The 26,388-nt window shown below is 71.7% G+C and carries 26 protein-coding genes and 1 tRNA gene; 7 read left to right on the top strand and 20 right to left on the bottom strand.

The features are described from left to right. Positions 1-9 precede the first annotated feature (9 nt). Both ilvA and ASG80_RS20080 read right to left on the bottom strand, forming a co-directional pair. Entirely contained in the window at positions 10-1,248 is a 1,239-nt protein-coding gene (gene ilvA, locus ASG80_RS20085; RefSeq protein ID WP_056734067.1) for a threonine ammonia-lyase, read from the bottom strand. Positions 1,249-1,252: 4 nt separating this feature from the next. Then, entirely contained in the window at positions 1,253-2,476 is a 1,224-nt protein-coding gene (locus ASG80_RS20080) for an AI-2E family transporter (RefSeq protein WP_056734066.1), read from the bottom strand. An 80-nt stretch (positions 2,477-2,556) separates the two neighbouring features. Here ASG80_RS20080 and ASG80_RS20075 point away from each other — a divergent pair, with 80 nt between their 5' ends. After that, a complete protein-coding gene (locus ASG80_RS20075) occupies positions 2,557-3,765 on the top strand; it encodes a winged helix-turn-helix domain-containing protein (protein WP_056734064.1) in 1,209 nt (402 codons plus the stop codon). Between the two features lie 25 nt (positions 3,766-3,790). Here the strand turns inward: ASG80_RS20075 and ASG80_RS20070 are convergent, their stop codons facing one another. Next, positions 3,791-4,663: a M48 family metalloprotease gene (locus ASG80_RS20070; protein ID WP_056734063.1), complete on the bottom strand. Its 873-nt coding sequence runs from the start codon at positions 4,661-4,663 to the stop codon at positions 3,791-3,793. 9 nt (positions 4,664-4,672) lie between these two features. Further along, a complete protein-coding gene (locus ASG80_RS20065) occupies positions 4,673-5,239 on the bottom strand; it encodes a LemA family protein (protein WP_056734061.1) in 567 nt (188 codons plus the stop codon). Positions 5,240-5,371: 132 nt separating this feature from the next. On the opposite strand from ASG80_RS20065, the gene ASG80_RS20060 reads away from it, so the two are divergent. From ASG80_RS20060 to ASG80_RS20050, 3 genes are read left to right on the top strand one after another with little or no spacing between them, the layout of a single operon-like run. Beyond that, complete coding sequence (locus tag ASG80_RS20060) at positions 5,372-6,034, top strand: TetR family transcriptional regulator (RefSeq protein WP_235508421.1); 663 nt, start codon at positions 5,372-5,374, stop codon at positions 6,032-6,034. Continuing rightward, on the top strand, positions 6,027-6,827 hold the full coding sequence (locus tag ASG80_RS20055; RefSeq protein WP_369816287.1) for an ABC transporter ATP-binding protein: 801 nt from the start codon (positions 6,027-6,029) through the stop codon (positions 6,825-6,827). Before ASG80_RS20060 ends, ASG80_RS20055 begins: the two co-directional genes overlap by 8 nt. Next, positions 6,824-7,558, top strand: coding sequence for an ABC transporter permease (locus tag ASG80_RS20050; RefSeq protein ID WP_056734058.1), 735 nt, complete (start codon positions 6,824-6,826; stop codon positions 7,556-7,558). The genes ASG80_RS20055 and ASG80_RS20050 overlap by 4 nt, the downstream gene beginning before the upstream one ends. A gap of 18 nt (positions 7,559-7,576) precedes the next feature. Here the strand turns inward: ASG80_RS20050 and ASG80_RS20045 are convergent, their stop codons facing one another. From ASG80_RS20045 to ASG80_RS23775, 4 genes are read right to left on the bottom strand one after another with little or no spacing between them, the layout of a single operon-like run. After that, positions 7,577-8,890, bottom strand: a complete 1,314-nt coding sequence (locus ASG80_RS20045) for a D-arabinono-1,4-lactone oxidase (protein ID WP_056734056.1) — start codon at positions 8,888-8,890, stop codon at positions 7,577-7,579. Then, positions 8,887-10,131: an alanine racemase gene (locus ASG80_RS20040; RefSeq protein ID WP_056734054.1), complete on the bottom strand. Its 1,245-nt coding sequence runs from the start codon at positions 10,129-10,131 to the stop codon at positions 8,887-8,889. The genes ASG80_RS20045 and ASG80_RS20040 overlap by 4 nt, the downstream gene beginning before the upstream one ends. Then, positions 10,131-11,411 carry an MFS transporter gene (locus ASG80_RS20035; RefSeq protein ID WP_056734052.1) on the bottom strand — a complete coding sequence of 427 codons (1,281 nt, stop codon included), beginning with the start codon at positions 11,409-11,411 and terminating at the stop codon, positions 10,131-10,133. Before ASG80_RS20035 ends, ASG80_RS20040 begins: the two co-directional genes overlap by 1 nt. Further along, positions 11,408-12,004: a TetR/AcrR family transcriptional regulator gene (locus tag ASG80_RS23775; protein ID WP_056734050.1), complete on the bottom strand. Its 597-nt coding sequence runs from the start codon at positions 12,002-12,004 to the stop codon at positions 11,408-11,410. The genes ASG80_RS20035 and ASG80_RS23775 overlap by 4 nt, the downstream gene beginning before the upstream one ends. Positions 12,005-12,112: 108 nt before the next feature. Here ASG80_RS23775 and ASG80_RS20025 point away from each other — a divergent pair, with 108 nt between their 5' ends. Beyond that, complete coding sequence (locus tag ASG80_RS20025) at positions 12,113-13,039, top strand: Ppx/GppA phosphatase family protein (protein WP_056734047.1); 927 nt, start codon at positions 12,113-12,115, stop codon at positions 13,037-13,039. Here ASG80_RS20025 and ASG80_RS20020 read toward each other — a convergent pair. Beyond that, a complete protein-coding gene (locus tag ASG80_RS20020) occupies positions 13,034-14,545 on the bottom strand; it encodes a PLP-dependent aminotransferase family protein (protein WP_056734045.1) in 1,512 nt (503 codons plus the stop codon). The genes ASG80_RS20025 and ASG80_RS20020 overlap by 6 nt on opposite strands. 57 nt (positions 14,546-14,602) lie before the next feature. Between ASG80_RS20020 and ASG80_RS20015 the strand changes: the two genes are divergently transcribed. Together ASG80_RS20015 and ASG80_RS20010 are read left to right on the top strand one after the other, a co-directional pair. Further along, positions 14,603-15,589 (top strand): DMT family transporter, encoded by a 987-nt coding sequence (locus tag ASG80_RS20015; RefSeq protein ID WP_056734044.1) that lies wholly within the window; start codon positions 14,603-14,605, stop codon positions 15,587-15,589. Continuing rightward, a complete protein-coding gene (locus ASG80_RS20010; protein ID WP_056734043.1) occupies positions 15,586-16,287 on the top strand; it encodes a B3/4 domain-containing protein in 702 nt (233 codons plus the stop codon). Before ASG80_RS20015 ends, ASG80_RS20010 begins: the two co-directional genes overlap by 4 nt. 47 nt (positions 16,288-16,334) lie before the next feature. Here ASG80_RS20010 and ASG80_RS20005 read toward each other — a convergent pair. The 11 genes from ASG80_RS20005 to ASG80_RS19960 all read right to left on the bottom strand — a co-directional run bounded on the left by ASG80_RS20005 (position 16,335) and on the right by ASG80_RS19960 (position 26,253). Next, a tRNA-Leu gene (locus tag ASG80_RS20005) sits at positions 16,335-16,408 on the bottom strand. Between the two features lie 33 nt (positions 16,409-16,441). Further along, positions 16,442-17,932: an NAD(P)/FAD-dependent oxidoreductase gene (locus ASG80_RS20000; RefSeq protein WP_056734041.1), complete on the bottom strand. Its 1,491-nt coding sequence runs from the start codon at positions 17,930-17,932 to the stop codon at positions 16,442-16,444. A gap of 47 nt (positions 17,933-17,979) precedes the next feature. Continuing rightward, on the bottom strand, positions 17,980-19,260 hold the full coding sequence (locus tag ASG80_RS19995; protein WP_056734039.1) for a S8 family serine peptidase: 1,281 nt from the start codon (positions 19,258-19,260) through the stop codon (positions 17,980-17,982). Then, positions 19,257-19,820, bottom strand: coding sequence for a DUF501 domain-containing protein (locus ASG80_RS19990; RefSeq protein WP_056734037.1), 564 nt, complete (start codon positions 19,818-19,820; stop codon positions 19,257-19,259). The genes ASG80_RS19995 and ASG80_RS19990 overlap by 4 nt, the downstream gene beginning before the upstream one ends. Continuing rightward, on the bottom strand, positions 19,817-20,707 hold the full coding sequence (locus ASG80_RS24645; protein ID WP_235508420.1) for a septum formation initiator family protein: 891 nt from the start codon (positions 20,705-20,707) through the stop codon (positions 19,817-19,819). The genes ASG80_RS19990 and ASG80_RS24645 overlap by 4 nt, the downstream gene beginning before the upstream one ends. 104 nt (positions 20,708-20,811) lie before the next feature. After that, positions 20,812-22,092 carry a phosphopyruvate hydratase gene (eno, locus tag ASG80_RS19980; protein ID WP_056734035.1) on the bottom strand — a complete coding sequence of 427 codons (1,281 nt, stop codon included), beginning with the start codon at positions 22,090-22,092 and terminating at the stop codon, positions 20,812-20,814. Between the two features lie 72 nt (positions 22,093-22,164). Next, a complete protein-coding gene (locus tag ASG80_RS24775; protein WP_255355618.1) occupies positions 22,165-22,293 on the bottom strand; it encodes a hypothetical protein in 129 nt (42 codons plus the stop codon). Between the two features lie 146 nt (positions 22,294-22,439). Beyond that, the gene (locus tag ASG80_RS19975; protein WP_056734032.1) at positions 22,440-23,354 is read right to left on the bottom strand and encodes a hypothetical protein; all 915 of its coding nucleotides are present in this window, start codon (positions 23,352-23,354) and stop codon (positions 22,440-22,442) included. A 243-nt stretch (positions 23,355-23,597) separates the two neighbouring features. Beyond that, positions 23,598-24,887: a histidine--tRNA ligase gene (gene hisS / locus ASG80_RS19970; protein WP_056734295.1), complete on the bottom strand. Its 1,290-nt coding sequence runs from the start codon at positions 24,885-24,887 to the stop codon at positions 23,598-23,600. A 62-nt stretch (positions 24,888-24,949) separates the two neighbouring features. After that, positions 24,950-25,393, bottom strand: coding sequence for a hypothetical protein (locus ASG80_RS19965; protein ID WP_200952640.1), 444 nt, complete (start codon positions 25,391-25,393; stop codon positions 24,950-24,952). 122 nt (positions 25,394-25,515) lie between these two features. Next, on the bottom strand, positions 25,516-26,253 hold the full coding sequence (locus ASG80_RS19960; protein ID WP_056734030.1) for a MazG family protein: 738 nt from the start codon (positions 26,251-26,253) through the stop codon (positions 25,516-25,518). Positions 26,254-26,388 lie beyond the last annotated feature (135 nt).

The raw sequence follows: 26,388 nt of genomic DNA, 5'->3' as shown, positions 1-26,388 counted from the left end.
CGGATGCTGCTAGTCGACCTCGACCCTGGGGTCGTAGCCCGCGCGGCGCAGCACCTCGACGACCGACTCGCGATGCTCGGGCCCGCGGGTCTCGACCGACAGCCGGAGCTCGACCTCGGAGATCTGCAGGCCCGATCCGTGCCGCGTGTGCAGCACCTCGATGACGTTCGCGTTCGCCTCGGCGAGGAGCCCGGCGACCCGTGCGAGCTGGCCCGGGCGGTCGGGCAGCCCCACGCTGATCGTGAGGTAGCGATCGGATGCCGCGAGCCCGTGCGCCACGACCCGCTGCATGAGCATGGGGTCGATGTTGCCGCCCGAGAGCACGGCGACGACGGGACCGTCGGAGCGCACCGCCCCCGTCATGATCGCCGCGACCGCCACGGCGCCGGCCGGCTCGACCACGAGCTTCGCGCGCTCGAGGAGCACCAGCAGGGCTCGGGCGATGTCGTCCTCGGACACGATCACGACCTCGTCGACCGTGTCGCGGATGATGGCGAAGTTGAGCTCCCCGGGACGGTAGACGGCGATGCCGTCGGCGATCGTCGGCACGACGGGCACCTGCCGCGGCTCCCCCGCCGCGAGCGACGCCACATAGGGCGCCGCGTTCTGGGCCTGCACGCCGATGACGCGCAGGGGCCGGCCCTCGCGCGCAGCCTGCTGCTTCGCCGCGCTCGCGATGCCCGCGGCGAGGCCGCCGCCGCCGATGGGCACGACGATGGTCGTGGCGTCCGGCGCCTGCTCGAGGATCTCGAGCCCGAGCGTGCCCTGGCCGGCGATCACGTCGGGGTGGTCGAACGGCGGGATGATGACCGCGCCGGTCTCTGCGGCGAACGCCGCGGCCGCCTCGATCGTCTCTCCGATCGAGTCGCCTCGCAGCACGACGTCGGCGCCGTAGCCGCGGGTCGCGTCGAGCTTCGGCAGGGCGACGCCCACGGGCATGAAGATGGTGGCGCGGATGCCGAGCTCACGCGCCGCGTACGCGACGCCCTGCGCGTGGTTGCCGGCGGAGGCCGCGACGACCCCCCGCTCGCGCTCGGCGTCGCTCAGCGCGGAGATGAGGTGGTAGGCGCCGCGGAGCTTGTAGGAACCCGTGCGCTGCAGGTTCTCGCATTTCAGGTACACCGGAACGCCGAGGCGGTCGGCGAGGAACCGCGACGACTCCATGGGCGTGCGGCGGGCGACGCGCGACACGATCTCGCGTGCGTGCTCGAACTCGGCGAGGCCGGGCCCTGGGATGGTCGTGATCACGCGTTCATTCTCCTCGTTGGTAACCGGGTCGCTGTGGGACGGTGCGCCACAGCGGCGACCGCGCCTCGGTCGGCGGTGGGCCGGCTTCGCCCTTCCACGACCCGCCCGAGATGTAGATGATCATGACGTTGAGCACGGCCGCGACCGGCACCGCGAAGAGCGCGCCCGGGATGCCCGCGAGGAGCGAGCCCGTGGCGACGGCGATCACGACGCCGAGTGGATGCACCTTCACGGCCGTGCCCATGATCAGCGGCTGCAGCACGTGGCCCTCGACCTGCTGCACGAGCAGCACGATGCCGAGCATGATGAGCGCGATGACGGGCCCGTTGTAGACGAGCGCGACGAACACCGCGAGGGCGCCCGTGACCACCGCACCGACGATGGGGATGAACGAGCCGAGGAACACGAGGATCGCGATGGGCACGGCGAGCGGGACCCCGAGGAGGAACGCGCCGAGGCCGATGCCGATCGCGTCGATCGTGGCGACGAGGATCTGCACCTTCACGAAGTTCTGCAGGGTCGCCCAGCCCGCCTCACCTGCGCCGTCGACGGCCGCCCGCGCCCGCCGGGGGAAGATGCCCACGATCCAGCGCCAGATGCCGTGGCCGTCGATGAGGACGAACAGCGTCGCGAACAGCGCGAGGAGCATGCCGGCGAGGAAGTGTCCGAGCGTGGTTCCGACGGACAGCGCGCCGCTCACCAGGAAGCCGCTGTCCTGCTGCACCGAGGCGATGGCCTGCGCCACGAACTCGTTGAGCTGCGTCTCGGTGATGTGGAGGGGACCCTCGAGGAGCCACTCGCGGAAGTCCTCCCACGCCACGAGCGACTGCGCGGCGAGCTCGTCGGAGCCGCGAACGATCTGCGAGATGCCGAGCGTGAGCAGGCCGCCCACCACGGTGAGGGCGGAGAGCATCGCGACCGTGACTGCCAGCCACTTCGGCCAACGGTGACGCTGCAGGAACTGCGAGAACGGCACGAGGAGGGCGCCGAGCAGCACCGCCACGAGCAGCGGGATGACGATCAGGCGCAACTGGATGATGAGGAAGATCACGACGGCGAGCACGCCGCCGACGAGCAGCAGCCTCCACGACCATGCCGCCGCGATGCGCATGCCGAACGGCACCGACTCGGTGGCGTCGGGCCGAGGCGCGGGTGGCGGGGTCTCGCGCTCGGCAGGCCGACGCCGCCCGACTGACCTGCCCCGAGCCTGCCCGTTCGACCCCGTCATCGCTCCAGTCTAGGCGCGCCGCATACGCGGCACGGCATGGACCGGCCACTGTCGGCGGCCCCCGATAGGGTCGGAGCACCATGGTCGACTCCGTCAGCCCCGCCCTCGCCCGACGCATCGCGCTGGCCGCGCAGGGCTTCGGCCGCGCCGTGCCCCGACCGCCCGGGCTGCGGCAGGTGGCGGGAGTCGTCGAACGGCTCGGACTCCTGCAGATCGACTCCGTCAACGTGTTCGAGCGCAGCCACTACCTGCCGGCGTTCAGCCGCGTGGGCGGTTACGACCGCGCGCTCCTCGATCGCGTCACCACGGGGCGCCGAGGTCGCATGCTCGAGTACTGGGCGCACCAGGCGGCGTTCATCCCGCGAGAGCTGTGGCCGCTGTTCGAGTTCCGGCGCGAGGAGTACCGCCGCAGCGGCAGCGAGTGGGGCGGCTGGCTGGTCGAGAACCGCACGCTCGCCGACTGGTTGCGGGGGGAGCTCTCGGCCAACGGGCCCATGGCGGCCAGCGACATCGAGCACGACGCCAACGAGCGTCGCGGTCCGTGGTGGGGTTGGTCCGATGTCAAGCGCACACTCGAGTGGATGTTCCGCGTCGGCGAGGTCGTCTGCGTCGAGCGACGGCGGTTCGAGCGGGTCTACGCCCTGCCCGAGCAGGCGCTCCCGCCCGAGCTGTTGGGCGAGCCGCCCGCCGAGGCGGATGCGGTGCGCCAGCTCGTCGGCCGGGCGGCATCCGCCCTCGGCATCGGCACCGAAGCCGACCTCGCCGATTACTGGCGCATGAAGCGGGCGCCGGTGCGCGCCGCGATCCGCGACCTGGAGGATGCGGGCGAGCTGCTCCCGGTGGAGGTCCCCGGGTGGACGACCGGCGGCCGCCCCACGCCGACGTGGCTGCACCGCGACGCCCGCAGGCCGAGGCGGCTCGAGGCCGCTGCCATGCTCTCGCCGTTCGATCCGGTGGTGTGGTTCCGGCCGCGCACCGAGCGGCTCTTCGACTTCCACTACCGCATCGAGATCTACACGCCCGAACCCGACCGCAAGTTCGGCTACTACTCGCTGCCCGTGCTCATCGACGACGACGTGGTCGGGCGGGTCGACCTGAAGAGCGATCGAAGGGCGAAGGTGCTGCGCGTGCAGTCGGCCTGGTCCGAGCACGGCGCGCCGGCTGAGACGGCCGCGCGACTGCTGCCGGTGCTGTGGCAAGCGGCCGCGTGGCAGGGCCTCGACGACGTCGAGGTCGTCGAGCGCGGCGATCTCGCGCCGGCGTTGCGCGCAGAGCTCGCCGCAGCCTGACGCCTCGGCCCATGAAGCCGAGAACCTAGAAGGCGCCGCCCATCTGCTCGAGCCGCTTGACGCGCTCGGTGATCGGCGGGTGCGTGGCGAACAGGCGGGCGATGGCGCCGGGCTTCAGTGGATCGGCGATCCAGAGGTGCGCCATCGACGAGTTCTGGCGCCGCATCGGGCGCCCGTACACCTCGAGCTTCTCGAGGGCGCGCGCCAGGGCGTCGGGATGCCGCGTGGTCATCGCGCCCGTGGCATCCGCCAGGTACTCGCGCTGCCGCGAGACCGCAACCTGCACGAGGCTCGCGACGAGCGGGGCGATGAGCATGGCCACGAGGCCGAAGACCAGCACGACGGGGTTCTGGTTGTTGCCACGCCCGAAGAACGTCATGCGCACGAGCATGTCGGAGATGAACCCGACGGCGACCACGAGCCCGAACACGATCATCGAGAGCCGGATGTCGTAGTTGCGCACATGGCCGAGCTCGTGCGCCATGACGCCCTCGAGTTCGGCGTCGTCCATGATCTCGAGGAGGCCCGTCGTGGCCGCGACGACCGCGTGCTCGGGGTCGCGGCCGGTCGCGAACGCGTTGGGGGCGGGGTCGGAGATGACGAACACGCGCGGCATGGGCGTGCCCGTGGTGATCGAGAGGTTCTCCACCGTGCGCCAGAGCCGCGGGTGGTCGGCCTTGCTGTGCAGCTCGATCGCGCCCGACATGGCGAGCGCCTGCCGGTCGGCCGTGAAGTACTGGAACAGTGCGTAGGCGGTCGCGATCACGAGGGTCACGATGACGATCGTGAGGTCTTGGTACACCCACGCCGCGAGCCATCCCAGCCCGCCGATGATGGCGAGGAAGAACAGGATGATGAAGACGGTGTTGCGTTTGTTCTTGGCGATCGCGCGGTACAACGCCGGCCCTTAGAACTGCACGCGCGGCGGCTCTGCGATCGCCGCAGGCTCGGTGACCTCGAAGAACTCGCGCTCGTGGAAGCCGAGGCCGCGCACGAACAGCGTGTTGGGGAACACCTTCACCTTGGTGTTGAGCTCGCGCACACCGCCGTTGTAGAAGCGCCGGGATGCCTGGATCTTGTCCTCCGTGTCGACCAGCTCGGCCTGCAGTTGCAGGAAGTTCTGGCTGGCCTGCAGCTGCGGGTACGCCTCGGCGACCGCGAAGATCGACTTCAGGGCCTGCTGCATGTGATTCTCGGCGGCGCCCGCCTCGACCGGGCCCTGCGCCTGCAGCGTCTCGGCGCGTGCCCTGGTGACGTTCTCGAAGACCGCCTTCTCGTGTGCCGCATAGCCCTTCACGGCCTCGATCAGGTTGGGGATCAGGTCGGCACGGCGCTTCAGTTGCACCGTGATGTCGCTCCAGGCCTCATCGACCCGCACGTTCAGCGTCACCAGTGAGTTGTAGGTCGCCCAGAGGTAGATGCCGATGATCACCACGAGCGCGACGACGATGATGACGGGGATGAGCCATTCCATGGCACGGACTCCTAGCGCTGTGGCGACTTGCGGCGTATGCGAATCATCCTACCGATCGGTCATGCGGCCCTGCTGAGCTTCCCATGAGACTCGAAGGGAAGCGCCGGGCCGCTCCGGGCGTAGGCTCAGCCTGTGGAGCAGCGAGCGGAACCCCGCCGGCGCGGTCGGCCCCGCGGCGCCAACCGAGACGACACGAAGGCGCGGATCCTCGAGGCCGCTGCGGCCGAGTTCGGCGAGCGCGGGTACGAGGCCGCGTCCATCCGGTCGATCGCACGCCGCGCGCAGGTGGACCCCTCGCTCGTGCACCACTACTTCGACGACAAGTCGGCGCTCGTCGCGGAGGTCGTGGCGGTGCCGCTGCGTCCCGACCGCATCGTGCAGGGCGCGCTCGACGGCCCGGTCGAGGAACTCGGGGCACGGCTGCTTCGCGCCGTGCTCGCGGCGTGGGACAACCCCAAGGTGCGGCCCGCTGCGACGACGGCCTTGCGCTCGGTCATCGGGCAGGGGCCGGCGGCGCGGATGCTGCGCGAATTCCTGCGTCGTGAGATCATGCTGCGCCTGGCGACGAGGCTGGGCGACGCCGGCGACGCCGAGCTGCGTGCCGAGCTCGCTGCGTCGCAGGTCGTGGGCGTGATCATGGTGCGCTATGTGCTCGCGTTCGAGCCGATCGCCTCCCTCCCCGAAGACGAGATCGTTGCTCGGGTCGCGCCGGCCCTCCAGTGGCACCTCACGGGAACCGGCCCGATCCTTGACAGCGCGCTCGCGCAGGCGCAGAATTCAGCACATGATGAATAAAGCGGATGCCGCGAGCGGGCCCGCGATCGTCGTGCACGACCTGCACGTGAAACGTGTGCGCACGCCGGTGCTCCACGGGTTGTCCCTCGCCGTGCCGCGCGGCCTCATCGTGGGGCTCCTCGGACCGAGCGGGAGCGGCAAGACGACGCTCATGCGCTCCATCGTGGGCGTCCAGGTCGTGCAGTCGGGCACCATCGAGGTGCTCGGCCTCCCTGCGGGGTCCAAGGTGCTGCGGCGGCGCGTCGCCTACTACACCCAGCAGGCGAGCGTGTACGACGACCTCACGGTGCGGCAGAACCTCGCCTACTTCCGCCGGGTGCTCGGGGCACCGGCATCCGACGTCGACCGCGTGATCGAACGCACCCACCTCGGTTCGGTGGCCGGCCAGCTCGCGGGTTCGCTCTCCGGCGGCCAGCGCGGACGCGTCTCGCTCGCCGCCGCACTCCTCGGCGCCCCCGAGGTGCTCGTGCTCGACGAGCCGACGGTCGGCCTCGACCCGGTGCTGCGCGTCGAGCTGTGGCAGCTCTTCCACGAGCTCGCCGCCGACGGCGCGACCCTCCTCGTATCGAGTCACGTGATGGACGAGGCCAAGCGCTGCGACCGGCTCCTGCTCATGCGCGACGGGGAGCTCCTCGCCGACGACACCGTGAAGGGCGTGCTCGAGTTCACCGGCACCGACGACATCGAGGACGCGTTCCTGCGGCTCATCGATCGCGGCGAACCCGACCTGCAGCCGCATGACGCGGCCGCGCGGAGCGCCGAGGCCGGCACCGGAAGCGAGGCGGCGCGATGACCCTCGTCCGCACGTTCACGACCGCGGGCCGGGTGCTCACCCAGATCCGGCACGATCCGCGCACCGTCGGGCTGCTGCTCGTGGTGCCGAGCCTGCTCATCGGCCTCGTCGCGTGGATCTTCACCGACACCGACGTCTTCGCTTCCATCGGCCCTGCGATGATCGCGCTGTTCCCGTTCATCGTCATGTTCCTGGTCACGAGCATCGCGACGCTGCGCGAGCGCCGGAGCGGCACGCTCGAGCGGCTCTTCTCGATGCCGCTCGGCAAGGGCGACTTCATCCTCGGCTACGCACTCGCGTTCGGGTTCCTCGCCATCTTCCAGACCGCCATCGCGGTCTCGTTCGCCGTGTGGGTGTGCGGCCTCGAGATCGAGGGCTCGATCTGGCTCCTGTTCGCCGTCGCGGTGGCCGACGCGCTGCTCGGGACCGCATTCGGGCTGCTCGCGAGCGCGTTCGCGCGCACCGAGTTCCAGGTCGTGCAGTTCATGCCCCTGCTCGTGTTCCCGCAGATCCTGCTCGGCGGCATCTTCGTCCCGCGCGACCAGCTTCCGGAGGGGCTCGAGATCATCAGCGATTGGCTGCCGCTCAGCTACGCCATCGAGGCGCTCCAGGCGGTCGCAGGCGACACCGAGAGCACAGAGTGGATCATGGTGCGACTGCTCGCGATCGGCGCGTGGATCGTCGGGTCGATCGTGGTCGGCTCGATCACGCTGCGCCGGCGCACGCCGTAGCGCCCTCCGTCACCGCACCTACGCGCCGAGCACGCGCTCGAGGTAGGGGTTCGCGAACCGCCGTTCGGGGTCGAGCTCGTCGCGCACGCGGAGGAAGTCGTCGAATCGCGGGAACAGCTCACGCAGTGTCTCCGCCGTCTGGGTATGCATCTTGCCCCAGTGCGGGCGGCCGCCGAAGCTCCGCATGATCTCCTCCACCGCCGTGAAGTACTCGCGCGGGTCCTCCCGGAAGTATCGGTGCACGGCGATGTAGCCGCTCTCGCGTCCGTAAGCGGTCGAGAGCCAGTTGTCGTCGGATGCCGCGGCGCGCACCTCGATCGGGAAGCTGATGCGCCATCCGTTGCGCTCGATGAGCGCGCGCACCTCGCGCACGGCGTCGGGCACTGCATCGAGCGGGATCGCGTACTCCATCTCGCAGAAGCGTGCAGAACGACCCGCGGTGAACACCGCCGGCGAGAAGTCGGAGAACTCGCGGTTCGGCGTAAGCGCCTCGACCAGGCGCGCAAGGGGAGGCGTGACCGCTGGCGCGAGCGCGCCGAGGGCGCAGATTCCCCGCAGCACGCCGTTCGCGAGCAGCTCGTCGTCGATCCAACCCGACACCCGCCCGACGGGCCGACGCGGCGCATCGCCCGGATGCCGCGTGTTCGTCTTCGTCAGTGCGGTGCGCGTGTGCGGGAACCAGTACACGTCGAGATGGTCCACCTCTCGGACGCGGTCCACCCACCCGTCGAGCACCTCGTCGAACGGCTCGCTCCGTTCCACCGCGTGCAGCACGAAGCGCGGCACGAGCTGCAGGGTCACCTCGATGAGCACGCCGAGGGCACCGAGGCCCAGGCGCACGGCGGGCAGCAGGTCGGGGCGCACGGTCTCGCTCACGGTGAGGAGCTCCCCCTTGCCGGTCACGAGCTTCGCGGCGACGATCTGGGTCGCAAGGCCGCCGAACCTGAGGCCGGTTCCGTGCGTCCCGGTCGACGTGACCCCCGCGATCGTCTGCCGGTCGATGTCGCCCATGTTCGGCATCGCGAGGCCGTAGGGTGCGAGCAGTTGGGGCAGCTGGTGCAGCGGCGTGCCGGCGGCCAGCGTCACGCGGCCGGTCGCGACATCCGCGTCGATCACGCCCGTGAGGTCGGCGAGGTCGAGCTGCACGCCCGGCGCCACCGCGATGCCGGTGAAGCTGTGCCCCGACCCGACCGGCTTGATGCGCAGGCCGGATGCCGCAGCCGCGGCCACCGCGCGCTGCACCGCGTCGGTCGTGGCGGGCCGCTCCACGCGAAGCGGTCGCACCGCTTCGGTACGGGCCCAGTTGCGCCACGTGTCGCCACTCGCCGTCACAGGAACGCCTTCCCCTCGCCGCGGTACGTGGGGAGCTCGCCGACCACCTCGTCGCCCTCGACCACGGCGAAGGCGTTCAGGTGCTCGGAGAGCTCGCCCGACTTGGTGTGCCGGAACCAGACGCGGTCACCGGCGCGCAGGCGGCCCGCGGCCCGACCCGTGACCGGGGTCTGCACCTCGCCTGCGGACTCGCGCGCGATCATCGCAAGGCCCTCGGGCCAGACCATGCGGGGCAGCCGGTCGACGGCGGGCGGGCCCGAGGCGATCCATCCGCCGCCCAGGATGGTGGCGTGCCGGGGGCTCGGCGAGCGCACGACGTCGAGCGCGAACGCCGCGGCCGGCGCGGGGGTGAAGTGGGCGTAGCCGTCGAACAGGTGGCCGCCGAAGAGCCCAGAGCCGGCGGCGATCTCGGTGACCGAGGCATCCGCGGCCGTCGCCTCGATCGAGCCGGTGCCCCCGCCGTTCACGAACTCGAGGTCGGCGTGCTCGCGCACCGCGGCGACCGCGCGCCCACGGCGTTCGACGAGCTCGGGCATCGAGCGGGACTGCATCCAGCGGTTCACGGCACCGTCGATCGGCCTGCCTGCCGGCCGGTTCACGACGCCTGCGATCTGCGCCTCGTACGACATCATGCCGACGAGCCGGAAGCCCGGTCGTCGTGCGATGTACGCGGCCAGCGCGCCCGCGTCGGCCGGATCGTGCACGGGCGAACGATGCACGCCCAGGTGCCCGAGCACCGGTGCCTCCCACGACGCGTCGAGCTCGAGGCACACCCGGATCTCCTCGCGCCTTCCGGGCGGCATCACGTCGTCGATGAGGTCGAGCTGCTGCGGAGAGTCGACCATCAGCGTGATGCGACTCGCGAGGTCGGGATCCCCGCCGAGTCGACGGATGCCGCCGCGCTCCGCCGTGGGGTAGCCGACCACGAGATCGTCCACCGTGTCGGCGAGCCACAGTGCCTCGGCGAGCGTGTAGGCGAGCACGCCGTGATAGCCCGGCTGCTCGAGGAGCGCCTCGATCACGCCGCGCACGCGGACCGATTTCGACGCGATGCGGATCGGGGTGCCCGCGGCACGGCGGGTCATGTCCCGGGCGTTGTGCCGGAGCGCGCCGAGGTGCAGGGCACCCACGGGCGCGTCGAGGTCGCGGGTGGCGGCGGTGAGCGCCGGCCAGTACCGGGCGGGCTCGAGCCACGCCGGGGCATCCGTCACCGGATCGTCGAAACGGAGGTCGAGGGCCATCAGCGCACGCTCCGCACGCGCATGACCGCCAGCGCGCCGCCGAGGGCGCAGAGCGCACTGAGCACGAAGACGAGGGTGAACGATCCCGTCGCGAGCACCGCGAGCGCGCCGAGCAGCGGGCCGAGGGACTGCGGCACCGCGGAGGCGATGTTCATGATGCCGAGGTCCTTGCCGCGCGCGCCCGGGTCGGGCAGCACCTGCGTCGCGAGGGCCTGGTCGACGGAGAGGAAGCAGCCGTAGCCGAGCCCGAGCAGCCCCGCGCCGATCATCGCGACGGTGAGGTCGGGCACGAGCGCGAGCAACAGCGCGGCGAGGGCCTGCAGTCCTCCTGCCACGAAGACGAAGACACGGCGGCGCCCGAGGCGGTCGGAGAGCTTGCCGAGCAGGAGCGAGGCGAGGATCACGAACACCATGTAGATGAGCGTGAGGATGATGAGGTCCTCCTCGGCGTTCTCGTCGCCGAGGCCGAACATGAGGAAGTAGAGCAGGAGGCTCGTGCCGAGCGCGTTCCCGACCGAGACGAGCACGCGGCTCGTCAGGGTCCAGCCGAAGTCGGGGTAGCGGCGCGGGCTGATCCAGAGGCTCGCGATGACGCCTCGGGCGGTGACGCGCGCCCGCTCCCCCGGCGCGAGCGGCTCGTCGTGGACGCGCAGGAACGGCAGCGCGAGCACCACGAGCGCGACGGCGAGCACGGCGTATCCGGCCACCGTGCCGGGCACGAGCATCGTCACGACCACGAGGCCGACGATGATGCCCACCGCCTGCGGCGCGGACATCCAGCCCGAGACGAAGCCGCGCTGCCCCACGGGCACCTGGTCGGAGATGGTCGCGGTGAGCGCCGCGGTCATGACGCAGAACGCGATCGACGCGACAACCCACGCGAGGCCGATCGCCCACACCTCGGTCTGGAAGCCGAGCACCACGAGCGAGAGGGCGAACGCGATCGCGCCGCCGGCGATCCACGGCCGGCGTCGGCCCCATCGCGAGGCCGTGCGGTCGGAGAGCGCCCCCGTGAGCGGGTAGGCGACGATCACGAACAGCGCCGTGATCCCGGAGATGATGCCGAACGCCATGACGCTGTCGACCCAGTCGTCGGGGTGCAGCTGGGCATCGATCTGGGCGGGCAGCAGGAGCTGCACCGGCGTCAGCTGCGCCATCCAGATGCCGAACCAGACCGTCGCGAACGCGGCGATCCAGCCGACGCCGACGCGCCTGGTCGGCTCGCCGAGTGCGGCGGTCGGGGCGGGCGAGGCTTCGGAGGCCGCGTCGAGGTTCGTCATCGTGGACCGGCCATTCTCGAGAGGGCGTCGGCGGCCGCCTGCGCGACCGCCCGGGCGGCGTCGTCATCGCGATCGACGAGCCAGGTGAGGGTGAGTCCGTCGGTGAACGCCACGAGCGTGCGCGCCACCTCGGGTACCGGAACGCGCCAGGCGACGTCGGCAACGCTCGCGGCGAGCTCGAGCGAGCGCTCGGCGAGTTCGGCGTAGCGCGCGTACTGGGCGCGGGCGAGCGGATGCCGCTCGGGCGACCGCAGCGCGTACTGGGTGAGCTCGAGCATCGCCTGCTCGTGCTCGGGATCGGCCTTCAGATGCTCGAAATAGCCGAGGATGCCGGACTCGAGCAGCTCCCGCAGGCTCTGGCCCGGTGACAGGTCGGGAATGACGGCCTGCTGCTCGCGGGCGACGACGGTGATGATGAGCTCGTCGATGAGCTCGTCGCGGGAGTCGAATGCGTAGTGGAAGCTCGCGAGCGACATGCCGGCCTCGGCCACGATCGCGCGGGTGGTTGCCTGGGCGATGCCGCGCCGCGACACGACGCGGAGCGCCGCCTCGATGAGCGCCGCGCGGCGCTCGGATGCGGGGATGCGGGCCACGCGTCTCCTCTCGACTCCATCGCCGGCCGAAGTGGGACAGTCGTCCCAGTCGCACCAGTATGCACGAAAGCTCCCTCGCGCGCACTCGCCACGGGTTACGCTCGCAACATGCGCCTCGGGGTTCTCGACGTCGGTTCCAACACCGTGCACCTACTGGTCGTGGACGCCCATCCCGGGGCCCGGCCGATCCCGGCGACCTCGCAGAAGTCGGTGCTCCGGCTCATGCGCTACCTCGAGCCCGACGGCTCCATCGGCGATGTGGGCGTCCAGGCGATCATCGACGCCGTCGTCGAGGCCGTGGCCGCCGCGCAGGAGGCGGGCATCGACGAGCTGCTCGCGTTCGCGACCTCCGCGATCCGCGAGGCGGCCAACGGTGAAGCCGTGCTCGCCCGCATCACCGCCGAGACGGGGGTGGACCTGCAGGTGCTCTCGGGCGAAGAGGAGGCGCGGCTCACGTTCCTCGCCGTACGCCGGTGGTATGGATGGTCCGCCGACCGGATCCTGCTGCTCGACATCGGCGGCGGTTCGCTCGAACTGGCACAGGGATTCGACGAGGTGCCGGATGTCGCGCTCTCGGTCCCGCTCGGTGCCGGACGCTCGACGATCGAGTTCCTCCCCGATGACCCGCCCTCCACCGACCAGGTCGCCCGGCTCCGGGGGCACGCCCGTGCCGTGCTCGCCGAGGCGATCGCGCCGCTGCGCGACCTGCCGGCTCCCGATCACGTGGTCGGCTCGTCGAAGACGATCCGTTCGCTCGCACGTCTTGCGGGCACGGTCGAGGAAGGCGTCGGGTCATCCGATCGCATGGTGCTCACGCGACGCGGACTCGACGATTGGACGCCGCGCCTCGCGAAGATCCCCGCCGATGCCCGGCCCGCGCTTCCCGGCATCACCGCCGACCGCACGTTCCAGATCGTCGCGGGCGCCGTGGTGCTCTCCGAGGCGATGCGCGCGTTCGGCGTCCGCGAGCTCGAGGTGTCGCCGTGGGCGCTCCGCGAGGGGCTCATCCTGCGGCGGCTCGACCGTATGTCATGAGGCTGCGAGCGTGCCTCCGCGACGATGGATGACGTGGGCGAGCACCTCGATCGCGCGCTGCACCCGCGCGGGATGGTTGCCGGCGTAACTGATGACGAGCCCGGGGCGACCGACACCGGCGAAGTGCCGGCCGAGGGGTTGCACGAGCACGCCCTCGGCTCGCGCATCGGCCGCGATCCGCTCGTCATCGACGCCGTCGGCGAGTTCGATCACGAGGTGGAGCCCCGCCGCGATGCCGACCACGGAGCATCCGGGAAGGTGTTCTCGGAGTGCGACCAGCGCTGCGTCGCGCCGTGCCCGGTGGCGCACGCGCATGCTGCGGAGGTGGCGTTCGAGCGCGCCGGAGCGCAGCAGGTGCGCGAGCGTCAACTGCGGCAGCGCCGGAGAGCCGAGGTCGATGGCCCAGCGGAGTTCGACGAGACGAGGGTGCAGGTGCTCGGGCGCGACGAGCCAGCCGAGCCGCAACGCGGGGGCGAGCGTCTTCGACAGGCTGGACGCGTACGCGACCGCATCCGGGGCAAGGGGTTGCACCGCCCGCACCGGTCGGCGGTCGTAGCGGTACTCGGCGTCGTAGTCGTCCTCGATGACCAGGTTCCCGCCGTCACGTGCCCAGGCGACGATCTCCCGGCGACGTTCGGGCGAGAGCACGACTCCGGTCGGGTACTGGTGAGCGGGCGTCACGAGCACGGCACGGGCCCCTGAAGCCGAGAGCCTCCGAACCTCGATGCCGTCGCGGTCGACGGCGACCGGGGTGACCTCGCCCAGCCAATGGCGCAGGATGCGTCGACTGCCCTCCGCGCAGGGGTCCTCGACCGCGATCGGGACGGACCGGTCATCGCGCAGGAGCTGGGCGACGAGGCTCAGCGCACCGGTGACCCCGCCCGTCACGATGATGCGGTCGGGCTGCGCGACCACCCCGCGCGACCGTGCGAGCCATCCGCTCAGCTCATGCCGGAGCTCGACGGTGCCCTCGGGCGGAGCGTAGCCGAGCTGGCGGGCCGTCGCCGTCGCGAGCACCTCTCGCTCAGCCCGCAGCCAGGCACCGCGAGGGAACGCCGCGAGATCGGGCAGGCCCGTGGCCACGTCGATCACGTCGGCGTGCGGCAGGGAGCTCGGTACGGCGTCGTGGCTCGCGCCCGGTACCTCGACCCACGCGTCCGATCGACCCGCGGGCGCGCCGGCGGGCGTCGCCGCCGGCGCTGCCGCCGATGCTGCCGCCGACCGTCCCGCCGCGCGAGCAGACAACAGCCCCGCCGCCACGACAGTCGTGCCCGCGCCCGCGCTGCCCGCGATGAGGCCTTCCTCCGTGAGGCGCCGATAGGCCTCGGCGACCGTGCCACGCGAGAACCCGAGGTCCTCGGCCAGGACCCGGGACGATGGCAGCCGTGAGCCGATGCCGAGCGCGCCGTCGAGGATGGCGGTGCGGAGCCGGAGCGTGAGCCACTCGGTGCGCGCACCGCGCCCGACCGGCTCGGGATCGAGTTGGAGGAAGTCGGACCCGCGCATTGGACCAATCTAGCGTGACCCATTTGGACCTTCCGCGAGGACCAACAGGCGCAGACGATGGACGACATGACCCCTGATGCCGCCGACGCGCCGACGCTGGTCCGACCGACGCCGACCGGTCGGCGATTCTGGTGGAGCGCGTGGCCGGGCTTCGCCGGCATGGCATTGCTGGGAAGCAGTGTCGCGGTGATCTCCGCGACCCGCCACCTGCCCGTCCTCGGCGTGCAGTCCGGCCGTTACGCCGTCGCCGCAGGGACGCTCGTGCTCCTCGCCTGCGTGCTCCGCGTGCGGCTCGTCCGACCCCGACGCGGCGATCTCGGATGGGTGATCGGCGGCGCCGCAACCGGGCTGGTGGGGTTCAACCTCGCGACGATCGTCGGCACGCGCCACGCCGAGCCGGGGCTGCTCGGTGCGGCCGTCTCGTGCATCCCGATCGTGCTGGCGATCGCGGGCGCGCTCGTCCAGCGCCGCCGACCCGCGCCCGCGGTCGTCGCCGGCGCGGTGATCGTCGGCGCTGGGGCCATCGCCGTCACCGGATGGGGGCGCGGCGACGCGATCGGCATCGCGATGGCCGTCAGCCTCATCGGCTGCGAGGCGGCGTTCACGCTCATGGGTTCGAGGACCCTCCCCCGGATGGGCCCCTGGAGCTATTCCATCTGGACGTCGGCGGTCGCCGCCGTGGTCTTCGCAGTGCTCTCCGCCGTCGTCGAGCGCCCCGATCCGGCGGCGTTCACGACGCCGGACGCCCTGGCCGCGATCGCCTACCTCGGGTCGGTCGCGACCGCCCTCGCGTTCGTCCTCTGGTTCACGGGGGTCGAGCGTCTCGGCCCGAGCCGGGTGGGGCTCTGCGCCGGCATCGCCGCACCGTCGGCCGCCCTCATCGGCGCGCTGGTGGGTGGACCGCTCCCCTCGCCCGGGGCCTGGCTCGGGATGACGGCGATCGCGGCGGGCCTCGTCGTCGGGTTCCGGCCGTCCGCTCGCGGGCGCTCGCCTGCGTGCGGCACCGGCCAACGGGGGTGGAGCCAGGGATGGAGGCGAGGATGACGCGACGATTCCGGCACGCCGACGAGGTCTGGCAGACCTTCCCGAGCCTCAGTGCCGGGGCGCTCGTCTGCGACGGCATCCGGGTGGACGCCGACGTCGATGCCTCCGTGCGCGAGCGCACGGCGGTCGCCGCGAGGCGGGCCGAACACGTTCCCGAGAGCGAACTCCCCGAGATCCGCGCCTGGCGGCGGGCGTACGCGCAGATGGGACTGAAGCCCACGCAGTACCGGTGCGCCGCGGAGTCCCTGCTCCGCCGCATCCGGACGCATGGCGACCTGCCGCGCCTGCATCCGCTCGTGGACCTGTGCAACGCGGTGTCAGCGGCGCGCGCGATCCCGATCGCGGTCCTCGACGTCGACCGGGTCGACGGCGACCTCACAGTGCGTCCGGCGAGCGGCGCCGAGACGTACGTCACGTTCTCCGGCGACGTCGAGCATCCCGCCGCCGGCGAGATCGTCTACGCCGATGACGCGGGCTCAGCGCACTCCCGCCGCTGGGTGACGCGCCAGAGCGGCCGTTCCGCCGTGACCCCGGCCACCCGTCGCGTGCTCGTGGTCGTCGAGGCGGTGCATGACTCCGCCGCGATCGACGTCGCCGCGACGCTGGACGAACTCGCCGAGCGGATCGGCCGCACGTGGCGTCCGGCCCACCACCGCATGCTCACCGCGGTCGACCCTGCGATCGACCTCGATCGATGACCCGATGAGGGCGCGCCACCGCGGGGGCGACAGCTCGAGTACCTGGGTGCTCCCGCTGGGATTCGAACCCAGACTGCGGCGATTTTAAGTCGCCTGCCTCTGCCGATTGGGCTACGGGAGCGCGACGCCGCACCCGGCGGCGCCGCGTCCCAGACTACTTCGCTGCGACGGGCTCGGCGTCGGCCTTCGCCTCGGCCGGCGCGGTCTCAGCGGCCTTCGCCGCCGAGGCCTTGGCCTCCACGGGTGCCGCCTTCCGCGTCACGGCCTTCGGTGCAGCCTTGCCGGATGCCGCGGCGGACGCAGGGGCGGGTGCGGCCGCGGCCGGCGGCTTCGGACGTGCCGCGAATATCTCGAACTGGGCGCGCGGCTGCTGCACCGCGGCGAGCGACACGATGTCGCGGCCGAGCCAGAAGTTGTTCCACCAGCCCCAGAACACGCGGAACTTGCGCTCCCAGCTGGGCATGGCGAGGCCGTGGTAGCCGCGGTGCGCGAACCAGGCGATGAGGCCCTTCAGCGCGAGCTTGCCCGACTGGAACACGCCGTGGCCGATGCCGAGGCCGGCGACCGCCCCGAGGTTCTTGTGGAAGTACTCCTTGGGCTCCTCGCCGCGCAGCACCGCCACGATGTTCTTCGCGAGGAGCTTGCCCTGGCGCACCGCGTGCTGCGCGTTGGGCACGCAGTACCCGCCGACGCCGCCGCCCGTGAGGTCGGGCACGGCGGCGATATCGCCGGCTGCCCACGCGTCGGGCACGAAGTCGTCCTCGTCGCCGAGACGGAGGTCGGCGCGGGTCAGCAGCCGGCCGCGCTCCTCGACGGGGAGGTCGCTCGAACGCACGATCGCGGGGTTCGCCATGACACCGGCCGTCCACACGATCAGGTCGGACTCGAAGCGCTCGCCCGTCGACAGCTCGATGACGCCGTCGACCGCGCTCGAGAGCTGGGTGTCGAGATGGATCTCGGCGCCGCGCTGGGCCAGGTGCTTGATGACCCAGTGGCTCGTCTCGAGCGACACCTCGGGCATGATGCGGCCCATGGCCTCGATGAGGTGGAAATGCGTCTCGTCGAAGGTGAGCTGCGGGTAGTAGTCGAGCAACGCGCTCGCGAACGAGCGGAGTTCGCCGAAGATCTCGATGCCCGCGAATCCGCCGCCGACGACGACGAACGTGAGCAGCCGCTCGCGCTCTGGGCCGGGGGGCAGGTTCGACGCCTTGTCGAAGTTGCTGAGCACGCGGTCGCGGATCGCGACGGCCTCCTCGATCGCCTTCAGGCCGATGGCGTTCTCGGCGATGCCCGGGATGGGGAACGTGCGCGACACGGCACCGCCCGTGACCACGACGACGTCGTACTCGAACTCCCACGGCTCGCCCACCTCGGGCGTGATCATCGCCGTCTTCGACGCGTGGTCGATCCGGGTGACCTTGGCCGTGACGACGTTCGTCTTCTTCAGGTGCCGGCGCTGCGACACGACCGCATGGCGGGGCTCGATCGAGCCGGCCGCGACCTCGGGCAGGAACGGCTGGTACGTCATGTACGGGAGCGGGTCGACGATCGTGACCTCGGCCTCGCCGGGACGCAGCCACTTCTCGAGTTTCCACGCCGTGTAGAACCCCGCATAGCCACCGCCGACGATGAGAATCTTGGGCACGGTGAATGGACTCCTCAGTTTTGGTACGTGCGGCCTGGTGCGTGCGATCACTGCTCGCGGGTGCGGACAGTCCGCCTGGTATGCCGAGTGGCGCCGATGCCCAACAGCGCTGCTAGCGTACCAAATCCTGCTACGAGCGAGAGCGGGACGGTGATGTAGGCGAGCGTCCACGCGGTCGGCAGGAGGGTCTGCGCGCCGTCGGATCGCGGCAGCGGCGGGTCGGCGATGGGCACGATCTCCTGCTCCTCGCCGTCGGTCGACGTCTCCGGGGCATCCGCTCGACGGTGCAGTGCGATCCAGTCCGCGAGGCTTCCGAGGGGGTTCGCGTCGACCTCGTCCACCTCGGCCGTGAGCGCCGCGACGGGGTCGATGATGCCGAAGCCGTAGAGCGCGGTCTGCACCTCGTCGCCGTGCGGGTCGGCGGTGCGAATGAGTCGTTCGATGACGCTCGCGGCATCCAGCTCGGGATATTCGCTGCGCACGAGGGCGACGAGGCCCGTGACGATGGGGGCGGCCGCGCTCGTGCCGCTCCATTGCACGTAGCTGCCATCGGGGAGCACGCCGACCAGGTCCTCGCTCGGCGCCGCGACGGCGATCGTGATGCCCTGCGAGCTCGCGTCGAAGCTCGCGTTCTTGTCGCGGTCGACGCCTGCGACGGTGAGCACCCCGGGGATCGTCGCGGGCGCGCCGACCTCGCTCGTGCCGCTGCCACGGTTGCCCGCGGCGGCGACGATCACGACGTCGTGCTCGAACGCGTACATGAACGCGTCGTCCCAACTCTCGGGCCAGTCGCGGGTGTTGCGGGTGAGCGACATGTTGATGACGTCCGCACCGCTGTCGACGGCCCACTTCACGGCCTCGGCGATCTGGTCGTCGTTCGACTTCGTCGCGCCCGTGTCCTGGCCGAATGCCACGGATGCCGTGAGCAGGTCGGCCTCGGGGGCGACGCCGATCACGCCGTTGCCCTCCCCGCTCCCGCGACCTGCGAGCAGGGAGGCGACCATCGTGCCGTGGTTCGGGTCGTCGCCCACCGGCGTCTGGCCGTCGGGCGAGCCGAGCCCCGAGACATCCGTGCCGCCCGTGACGGCCCCGCGGAGTTCGGCGACATCGCCGTTGACGCCCGTATCGATCACCGCGACGGTCACGCCCTCGCCGCGCGACGAGTTCCACGCGGTCGTGAACCCGTAGTCGGCGAGCCAGTACTCGAGGTCGCGCACCGTGTCGGCGTGCGCGGGCGTCGCGCCCGCGAGCGCGATCATCGTCGCTGCGGCGGCGAGGGCAGCGGCCTTCGCGACGGCAGCCAGTGGGCGAGGCACGTGACGCGTCATGCGCGCCCTCCGGTGTCGTCGTCGGCGGGGTCCTCGGGGTCGGGCACGTCCACGCCGTAGTCGGGGCATTGGCACACGTCGGGCGACCACGACGAGCGTTCGAGCGCGATGTCGCCGATCGGGTTCCCACCGGGCCCCATGGCAAGGGCGTGCGCCGCAAGCGCATGCAGGCACTTCACGCGCGTCGGCATGCCGCCCGCGGAGATGCCGGCCAGCTCCGGCACCACCGCGATGGACTCGCGGTCGGCGAGGTAGTCGCGATGCGCGCGCTGGTACGCCGCCCGCAACTCGGCGTCGGCCGCGAGCAGCTCGCTGCACTCGACCATGACCTGCGCCGCCTCGAGGAATGACATCGCCGCGGTCGCGACCGGGTGCGTGAGGTAGTAGAAGGTCGGGAACGGCGTGCCGTCCGACAGGCGCGGCGCGGTCGCCACGACCGTCGGAGCCCCGCACACGCAGCGCGCCGGGATGCCGACGACATTGCGCGCCGGGCGTCCCAGCTGCGCCGAGACGATGCGGATGTCGCGTTCGCTCACGGGCGGGAAGGGCGGGCGCGTCATCCGTCGCTCCCCTCGGCAGGCACGTCCGCAGGTGCCTCCACGGGCGCCGCGGGCGCGGGAGCGAGCCCGGCCGTCATCACGGAGTCGAGCAGGGTGCGCATCCAGTCGCCCTTCGCTTCGGTCACTTCGGCCGAGACCTCAGCCGAGGCATCCGCCTTGGCCGCCTCGGAACGGTCGTCGATGACGAGGTAGCTCACCTCACCCGGCATCACGTAGTACAGCCGCTCGCGTGCCTGGGTCATGATGAACGTCTCGTCGTTCCAGCGCTCGCGCTCGTCGCGAAGGCGCTGCACCTCGCCCTCCTGCTCGGAGACCGCGGCGCGCAGCTCCGCGATCTGCTGGCGCTGTTGGGCGAACGCCGCGATCGTCGGCGCGAGCACCACCACCGCGAGCACGAGCACACCCATCATGATGAGCGAGAAGCCTGAGAATCGGATGCCGCTCAGCCACCCCGCGCGGTCGGCCGCGACAGGCCCGCCCGACGGCGACTTCGAGCCGCCGCCCCGCGTGGAGCGGGACGAACCCGGCGGGCGCGAGCCCGGCGTGCGCGCGGGCTTCGGTGCGCGGCCGGGCTTCGCGGCATCGGCCGTCTTCGCCGAGCCGGCGCCGGCCGAGGCGGACGCGGACTTCGCGGGCTTCGCGGCCGCGTCCTTGCCGGACCGAGGTGCGGTCGCGGCGCCCGACTTGGGGGCTCGCTCGGCCTTCGCGGCATCCGGCTTCGGGGCACGAGCGGGCTTCGCGGCATCCGGCTTCGGGGTGGGCGCGGGCTTCACGGCATCCGCCTTCGCCGAACGCGACGACTTCGCGGCATCCGCTCGCTTCGTCGAGGACGTTCCGTCGTCGCCGGCGGGGCGCGGTCGCCCCGGGACGGCCGGCCGGCGCGGCATGCCGGAGGATCGCGGTGGGCGCGGAGCATCCGGATGCATCGCCCCTCCTCACCGACCCGGGAAGCCGAACGGGGGCGGCCCCACGGCCACCCCCGTCACCCGACTCAGGCCGTGAATCGGGGGAACGCCGTGCGGCCCGCGTACACCGCGGCCTCACCGAGTTCTTCTTCGATCCTCAGGAGCTGATTGTACTTGGCGACTCGCTCGCTCCGGGCGGGCGCGCCCGTCTTGATCTGGCCGCAGTCGGTTGCGACGGCGAGGTCGGCGATGGTCGTGTCCTCGGTCTCGCCGGAACGGTGCGAGAGCACGGCGGTGTAGCCGGCCCGCTGCGCGAGCTTCACCGCGTCGAGCGTCTCGGTGAGCGTGCCGATCTGGTTGACCTTGACGAGGATCGAGTTGCCCGCGTGCTTGGCGATGCCGTCGGCGAGGCGCTTGGGGTTGGTGACGAACAGGTCGTCGCCGACGAGCTGCAGCTTCGTGCCGAGCTGGGAAGTGAGCGCCGCCCAACCCTCCCAGTCGTCCTCGGCGAGCGGGTCCTCGATCGAGATGAGGGGGTAGGCGGCCGCGAGCTCGCCGTAGTACGCGTTCATCTCGGCCGCGGTGCGGTCCTTGCCCTCGAAGCGGTACACGCCGTTCTCGAAGAACTCCGTGGCCGCGACATCCAGGCCGAGGGCGATGTCGGTGCCGAGCGTGAAGCCGGCCTTGCCGATCGCCTCGGCGATCAGGTCGAGCGCGGCGCGGTTGTTCTCGAGGTCGGGCGCGAACCCGCCCTCGTCGCCGAGGCCCGTCGACAGGCCCTTGGACTTCAGGAGGCTCTTCAGCGCGTGGTACGTCTCGACGCCCCAGCGGAGGCCCTCCGAGTAGGTCGGCGCGCCGATGGGCAGCACCATGAACTCCTGGATGTCGACGCCGGTGTCGGCGTGTGCGCCACCGTTGATGATGTTCATCATCGGCACGGGCAGCACGTGCGCGTTGGGGCCGCCGAGGTAACGGAAGAGCGGGAGGTCGGCCGCGTCGGCGGCGGCCTTCGCGACGGCGAGGCTCACGCCGAGGATGGCGTTCGCGCCGAGGCGTCCCTTGTTCTCGGTGCCGTCGGCCTCGATGAGCGCGGCGTCGACGAGGCGCTGGTCGGCGGCATCCAGGTCTTCGATGGCCGGGCCGAGCTCGTCGAGCACGGCGTCGACGGCCTTCTGCACGCCCTTGCCGAGGTAGCGGTCGCTGTCGCCGTCGCGGAGCTCGTACGCCTCGAAGGCACCGGTCGACGCGCCCGAGGGAACCGCCGCGCGGGCCAGCGAGCCGTCGTCGAGGAGCACCTCGACCTCGACGGTCGGGTTGCCGCGAGAGTCCAGAATCTCGCGGGCGCCTACAGCTTCGATGAATGCCACAGTGAACTCCTCTGTGATGGGGGGGTGTGCGTCGGACGACTCCGTCGTGATCCGGAGTCAGTCTAGTAATGCTCACGACTCGGTGACGTTCGGAGGTCGGATGACGGCCGCCGCCCGCACCCCCGGGGCCCCGCGGCATCCGCTCAGCGCGCTCGCGCTCGCGACATCGAACGGGCGCGGATGCCGGGTGCGACCCTGCATCCGCGCCCTCTCGATTCCCGCCGCCCGTGCCGCGACATCCCGTCGTCGCCGCGCACCAATCGAAACGTCGCGCATGCAGGGTAAGACACTGCATGCACGCCCTTTCGATGCGTCGGACCGGGCGGCGACGCATCGGCGCTGACCGATCACGCGGCGGGCTTCGCGAGCAGCTCGCGCACGCTCGCGACGAACGCCGCGCGATTCGACGCGAGGTCGTCGGCCGTGACCTCGAGGACCAGCCACCCCGTCGCCGTGAGGCCGCGCCGGCGCCTCAGGTCGTCCTGCCAGCGTCGCCGTTCGGTGCGGTGGATGTCGCCGAGATACTCGAGCGCGACCCGCCGTTCGGGGTACGCGAGGTCGGGATGCACGACCACGCCGGACGCCAGCCGCACGGGCGGGTTCGGGATCGGCTCGGGCAGCCCCGCGTCGACGAGCGTGAGCCGAAGATGCGTCTCCTTCCGGGACTCCGCGCCCACGCGGATACACGGCAACGCAGCCGCGATCGCCTTCGTGCCGCGCCGCGAGCCCCACTGCGCCGCGGCATCCCGCAACTCGTCGAGCGTCGTGAGCGCCGCCGCGCGCACCTCGCCGCGGCGCAGACCGGTCACGATCGCGTCGCCGACCGCGACGAGGTCGTAGGTCGACAGGTCGTTCGCGAGCTGGCACCAGACATGGGCAGGCGCGACGACCGGCAGCCCCTCGTGCAGCACGACCGGCAGCGCGACGGATGCCGCGTGGCCGTTCACGCCGCGCCCGCGGGCCCGCGCCACGCCGGGCGGCGCGAGCACGTGCACCGCCTCATAGTCCTCGGGCAGCGGCAGCCGGAACAGCGCTGCCGCCGTCGCATGGCTGAACGCCTCGCCCGGCCGGAGCAGCGGCTCGTAAGCGAGGCACCGGCCGACGGCGTCGTCGAGGTCGAGTCCGAGCGAGCGGACGGCCGTGAACGGCCGCTGGACATCGGACGCCACGAGGCGTCCGCGGCTGGCACCATGGAAGTCCTGGTCGCGCACGTGGAACGCCGCCCCGAACAGGTGCGGGGCGAGCGGCGCACGTCGAGTCATTCGCCCACCTTGCCGGGCCTCGCGACCGGACGTTCGCCGCTGTCCACAGACCAGCGGCCAGCTCCTCGAAACATCGCAAATGCACGGAATCACCCGGCATCTGCGCCCTCTCGGCGCCATGCCGTGCCCGAAGTCACCGGCAAGCGCGTCGCCCGCCGTGAGTTCGAGCAGGTCGTGAGGTCCGCCCCAGCGCAGGGGACGAGTCAGGCGGAGAACTCGCGAACGCGCTCTCCGCGCGCGGAGTCAGGCTGACGTCGTGAGGTCGCGGAACGCGAGCGACGCGGCATCCGCGGTGTCCGGTCCGACCTGGGCGAAGGCGTCGAAGCCGTCGGCGCTCACGCGGTCGAGCATGCCCCGCAGGTTCTTGACCCGCCGCTCGAGGCGCACCCTGGTGCCGGATGCCACGAGCTCCGACTTGAGGGCGAGCAATTGCGCTGCCGGGGCATCCGCATCGTGCACGAGCACGACCGCACGCGGTCGCGCCTCATCCGCGATCTCGAGGAGGTCGACGATGCGCTCGAACCCGATCGAGAAGCCGCACGCCGGCACCTCGTGGCCGAGGAAGCGCCCGATCATGTGGTCGTAGCGGCCGCCCCCGCCGAGGGAGTAGCCGTGATCGTCGTGCGCGACCTCGAAGATCGTGCCCGTGTAGTAGCCCATGCCGCGCACGAGCGTCGGGTCGAACTCGATCGCGGCATCGGGCAGGGCCTCGCGGAGGGCGAGGAGGTCGCGGTACGCCTCCTGGTCGAGCCAAGCCGGCGGGGGCACACTGTGCCCGGTCTGCGACGCCTGGCGGTCGAGCAGGTGCCAGCCCGCGTTCGTCAGCGCCTCGAGTTCGGCCGCGACATCAGCGTGCTCGACGCCGAGATCGCGAAGCTCGGCCGCCACTCCCCCGGTGCCGATCTTGTCGAGCTTGTCGATCGTGATGAGAGCGCGCTCCCGCAGCTCGGCCGGCACGCCCCACGAACCGAGGATGCGCGCGAGGATGCGCCGGTCGTTCAGGCGGATCGTGCAGCCGCCGAGGCCGAGCGCATCGAGCGTCGCTACCGTGGCGGTGAGCAGTTCGAGCTCGGCGAGCGGGCCGGCCTCGCCGATGATGTCGATGTCGCACTGCACGAACTGGCGGTAGCGACCCTTCTGCGGGCGCTCGGCCCGCCAGACGGGCGCGATCTGGATGGCGCGGAACACGGGCGGCAGCGCCGCGCGGTGCGTGGCGTAGAACCGTGCGAGCGGCACGGTGAGGTCGTAGCGCAGGCCGAGGTCGGCGAGTGAGAGGGCGTCGCCGGATGCCGCGGCCGCCGCAAGGTCGTCGGCGGTCAGGCCGCGCTTCATCACCGCGAACGCGAGCTTCTCGTTGTCGCCGCCGAGGCCGGCGTGCAGGCGGGACGAGTCCTCCATCACGGGCGTCTCGATCTCGTCGAAGCCGTGCGCCGCGTAGACGCCGCGGATCACGCCGAGCGCGTGCTCGCGCCGGGCCTTCTCGGCGGGCAGGAAGTCGCGCATGCCGCGCGGAGGGGTGACGGATGCGGCCATGCCGACCATTCTTCCAGCACGCGCGGGCGCACCTGCGCGTGCGCCGCGCGCACGCGCACGCCTCAGCCGAACAGGTCGAGGTCGACGCCGCGGATGCGCGCCGCCCGCTGGAGCGCCTCGGCCTCGTCGATGCCCACGGCGAGGTAGACGTGCAACCCGTCGGCGTCGTCGCGCACGAGGTACTCGTAATCGGTGGTGACGATGAGGTCGTCATCGGCGTCGAGATAGCTCCAGCGCACCCGTACCGTCGCGATGCGGTCGGTGAGGGCGCTCACCGCACGGATCTCCGGCAGTGCCGACTCGAGCCCGAGCATGCGGTAGACCGGATACGACGACGCGAGTCCCGCGGCCATGTCGGCCCGGCTCTCGAGCGCGCCGGCGAAGTCGTCGGTCACGATCATGCCCGGCAGGCCCCAGAGCTGCGCGGTGGCGTCGGCGTCGAACTCGCGGAGCGCAGCGGCATACGCGTCGAAGAACTCGGCGAGCCGTTCCTCCTCGATGCCCATGGACCCCTCCTCGTCGATGACCCTGCCCCGACCGTACGCTGCCCCCGCGGTCGCGCGCGACCCCTCAGTGGGCGGCGCGCGCCTGCCGACCGGGAGCCGAGTGGCCTGACGGCCGACTCGGGCTACTCCCCGGAACCCCGCTCCGCGGCGCGCACGTCGTCCTCGAGTCCTCGCACCGCGTGGCGCAGGGCCCGCTCCGCGTCGAGTCCCTGCGAGCGAGCGGATGCCACGAGCGCGAGCAGCGCGCGGCCGAGCTCCTCCTCCGTGGCGGGCGCGGGCGACGCAGCGGCATCCGTCACCGTCGACGCGGACGCGTTCGTCCGCGGCGCGGACGCGGCTCCCACGCCGACCTTCTCGGCCTTGCCGAGCACCTTCTGCGCCAGCGCGAGCGCGGGCATGCCCCGCGGGATCCCGTCGAGCACGCTGGTGCGGTGCGGCTTCTCGTCGGCCTTCAGCTCATCCCAGAACGAGACGACGTCGTCGGCCGTCTCGGCCGTGCGGTCGCCGCCGAAGACGTGCGGATGCCGCGACACCATCTTCGCCGTCATGTGCGCCGCGACATCCTGGATGTCGAAGTCCTCACCGGGGGTGTGGGCGGCGATGTCGGCGTGGAACAGCACCTGGTAGAGCACGTCGCCGAGCTCCTCGATCATCTCGTCGCGGTCGCCCGACTCGATCGCGTCGATGAGCTCCCAGCTCTCCTCGACGAGGTACTGCACGAGCGAGGCGTGCGTCTGGTCGGCGTCCCAGGGGCATCCGCCGGGGGCGCGGAGCAATGCGACGGTCTCGATCAGCTCGTCGAGCCGCCTGGTCTCGGGCGGGGTGGACTCCGTCGTGTTCCCGTGTCGGATGTCTCCCACGATCGCTCCCCTCCGGGCGGACGCGCCCTCGCAGCCATGCTAAACGCTCGGTCGTGGGATGCCCGCGAGGGTCGGGAGCCGCCCGATAGTATCGGAGGCGGAGCGCCGGGAAGACTGGTCGGCCGGCGGGAGACC

The organism is Agromyces sp. Soil535 (assembly GCF_001428255.1).
GTDB lineage: Bacteria > Actinomycetota > Actinomycetes > Actinomycetales > Microbacteriaceae > Agromyces.
This window is presented reverse-complemented; position numbering and strand designations above follow the sequence as displayed.

What these genes read in the sequence shown, in the direction of transcription:
- ASG80_RS20080 (WP_056734066.1), bottom strand. Translation starts at nt 2,476, where the DNA reads ATGACGGGGTCGAACGGGCAGGCTCGGGGCAGGTCAGTCGGGCGGCGT.
- ASG80_RS20075 (WP_056734064.1), top strand. Translation starts at nt 2,557, where the DNA reads ATGGTCGACTCCGTCAGCCCCGCCCTCGCCCGACGCATCGCGCTGGCC.
- ASG80_RS20065 (WP_056734061.1), bottom strand. Translation starts at nt 5,239, where the DNA reads ATGGAATGGCTCATCCCCGTCATCATCGTCGTCGCGCTCGTGGTGATC.
- ASG80_RS20055 (WP_369816287.1), top strand. Translation starts at nt 6,027, where the DNA reads ATGAATAAAGCGGATGCCGCGAGCGGGCCCGCGATCGTCGTGCACGAC.
- ASG80_RS20050 (WP_056734058.1), top strand. Translation starts at nt 6,824, where the DNA reads ATGACCCTCGTCCGCACGTTCACGACCGCGGGCCGGGTGCTCACCCAG.
- ASG80_RS20040 (WP_056734054.1), bottom strand. Translation starts at nt 10,131, where the DNA reads ATGGCCCTCGACCTCCGTTTCGACGATCCGGTGACGGATGCCCCGGCG.
- ASG80_RS20035 (WP_056734052.1), bottom strand. Translation starts at nt 11,411, where the DNA reads ATGACGAACCTCGACGCGGCCTCCGAAGCCTCGCCCGCCCCGACCGCC.
- ASG80_RS20025 (WP_056734047.1), top strand. Translation starts at nt 12,113, where the DNA reads ATGCGCCTCGGGGTTCTCGACGTCGGTTCCAACACCGTGCACCTACTG.
- ASG80_RS20020 (WP_056734045.1), bottom strand. Translation starts at nt 14,545, where the DNA reads ATGCGCGGGTCCGACTTCCTCCAACTCGATCCCGAGCCGGTCGGGCGC.
- ASG80_RS20015 (WP_056734044.1), top strand. Translation starts at nt 14,603, where the DNA reads ATGGACGACATGACCCCTGATGCCGCCGACGCGCCGACGCTGGTCCGA.
- ASG80_RS20010 (WP_056734043.1), top strand. Translation starts at nt 15,586, where the DNA reads ATGACGCGACGATTCCGGCACGCCGACGAGGTCTGGCAGACCTTCCCG.
- ASG80_RS19995 (WP_056734039.1), bottom strand. Translation starts at nt 19,260, where the DNA reads ATGACGCGTCACGTGCCTCGCCCACTGGCTGCCGTCGCGAAGGCCGCT.
- ASG80_RS19990 (WP_056734037.1), bottom strand. Translation starts at nt 19,820, where the DNA reads ATGACGCGCCCGCCCTTCCCGCCCGTGAGCGAACGCGACATCCGCATC.
- ASG80_RS24645 (WP_235508420.1), bottom strand. Translation starts at nt 20,707, where the DNA reads ATGCCGCGCCGGCCGGCCGTCCCGGGGCGACCGCGCCCCGCCGGCGAC.
- ASG80_RS24775 (WP_255355618.1), bottom strand. Translation starts at nt 22,293, where the DNA reads ATGCAGGGTCGCACCCGGCATCCGCGCCCGTTCGATGTCGCGAGCGCG.
- ASG80_RS19975 (WP_056734032.1), bottom strand. Translation starts at nt 23,354, where the DNA reads ATGACTCGACGTGCGCCGCTCGCCCCGCACCTGTTCGGGGCGGCGTTC.
- hisS (WP_056734295.1), bottom strand. Translation starts at nt 24,887, where the DNA reads ATGGCCGCATCCGTCACCCCTCCGCGCGGCATGCGCGACTTCCTGCCC.
- ASG80_RS19965 (WP_200952640.1), bottom strand. Translation starts at nt 25,393, where the DNA reads ATGGGCATCGAGGAGGAACGGCTCGCCGAGTTCTTCGACGCGTATGCC.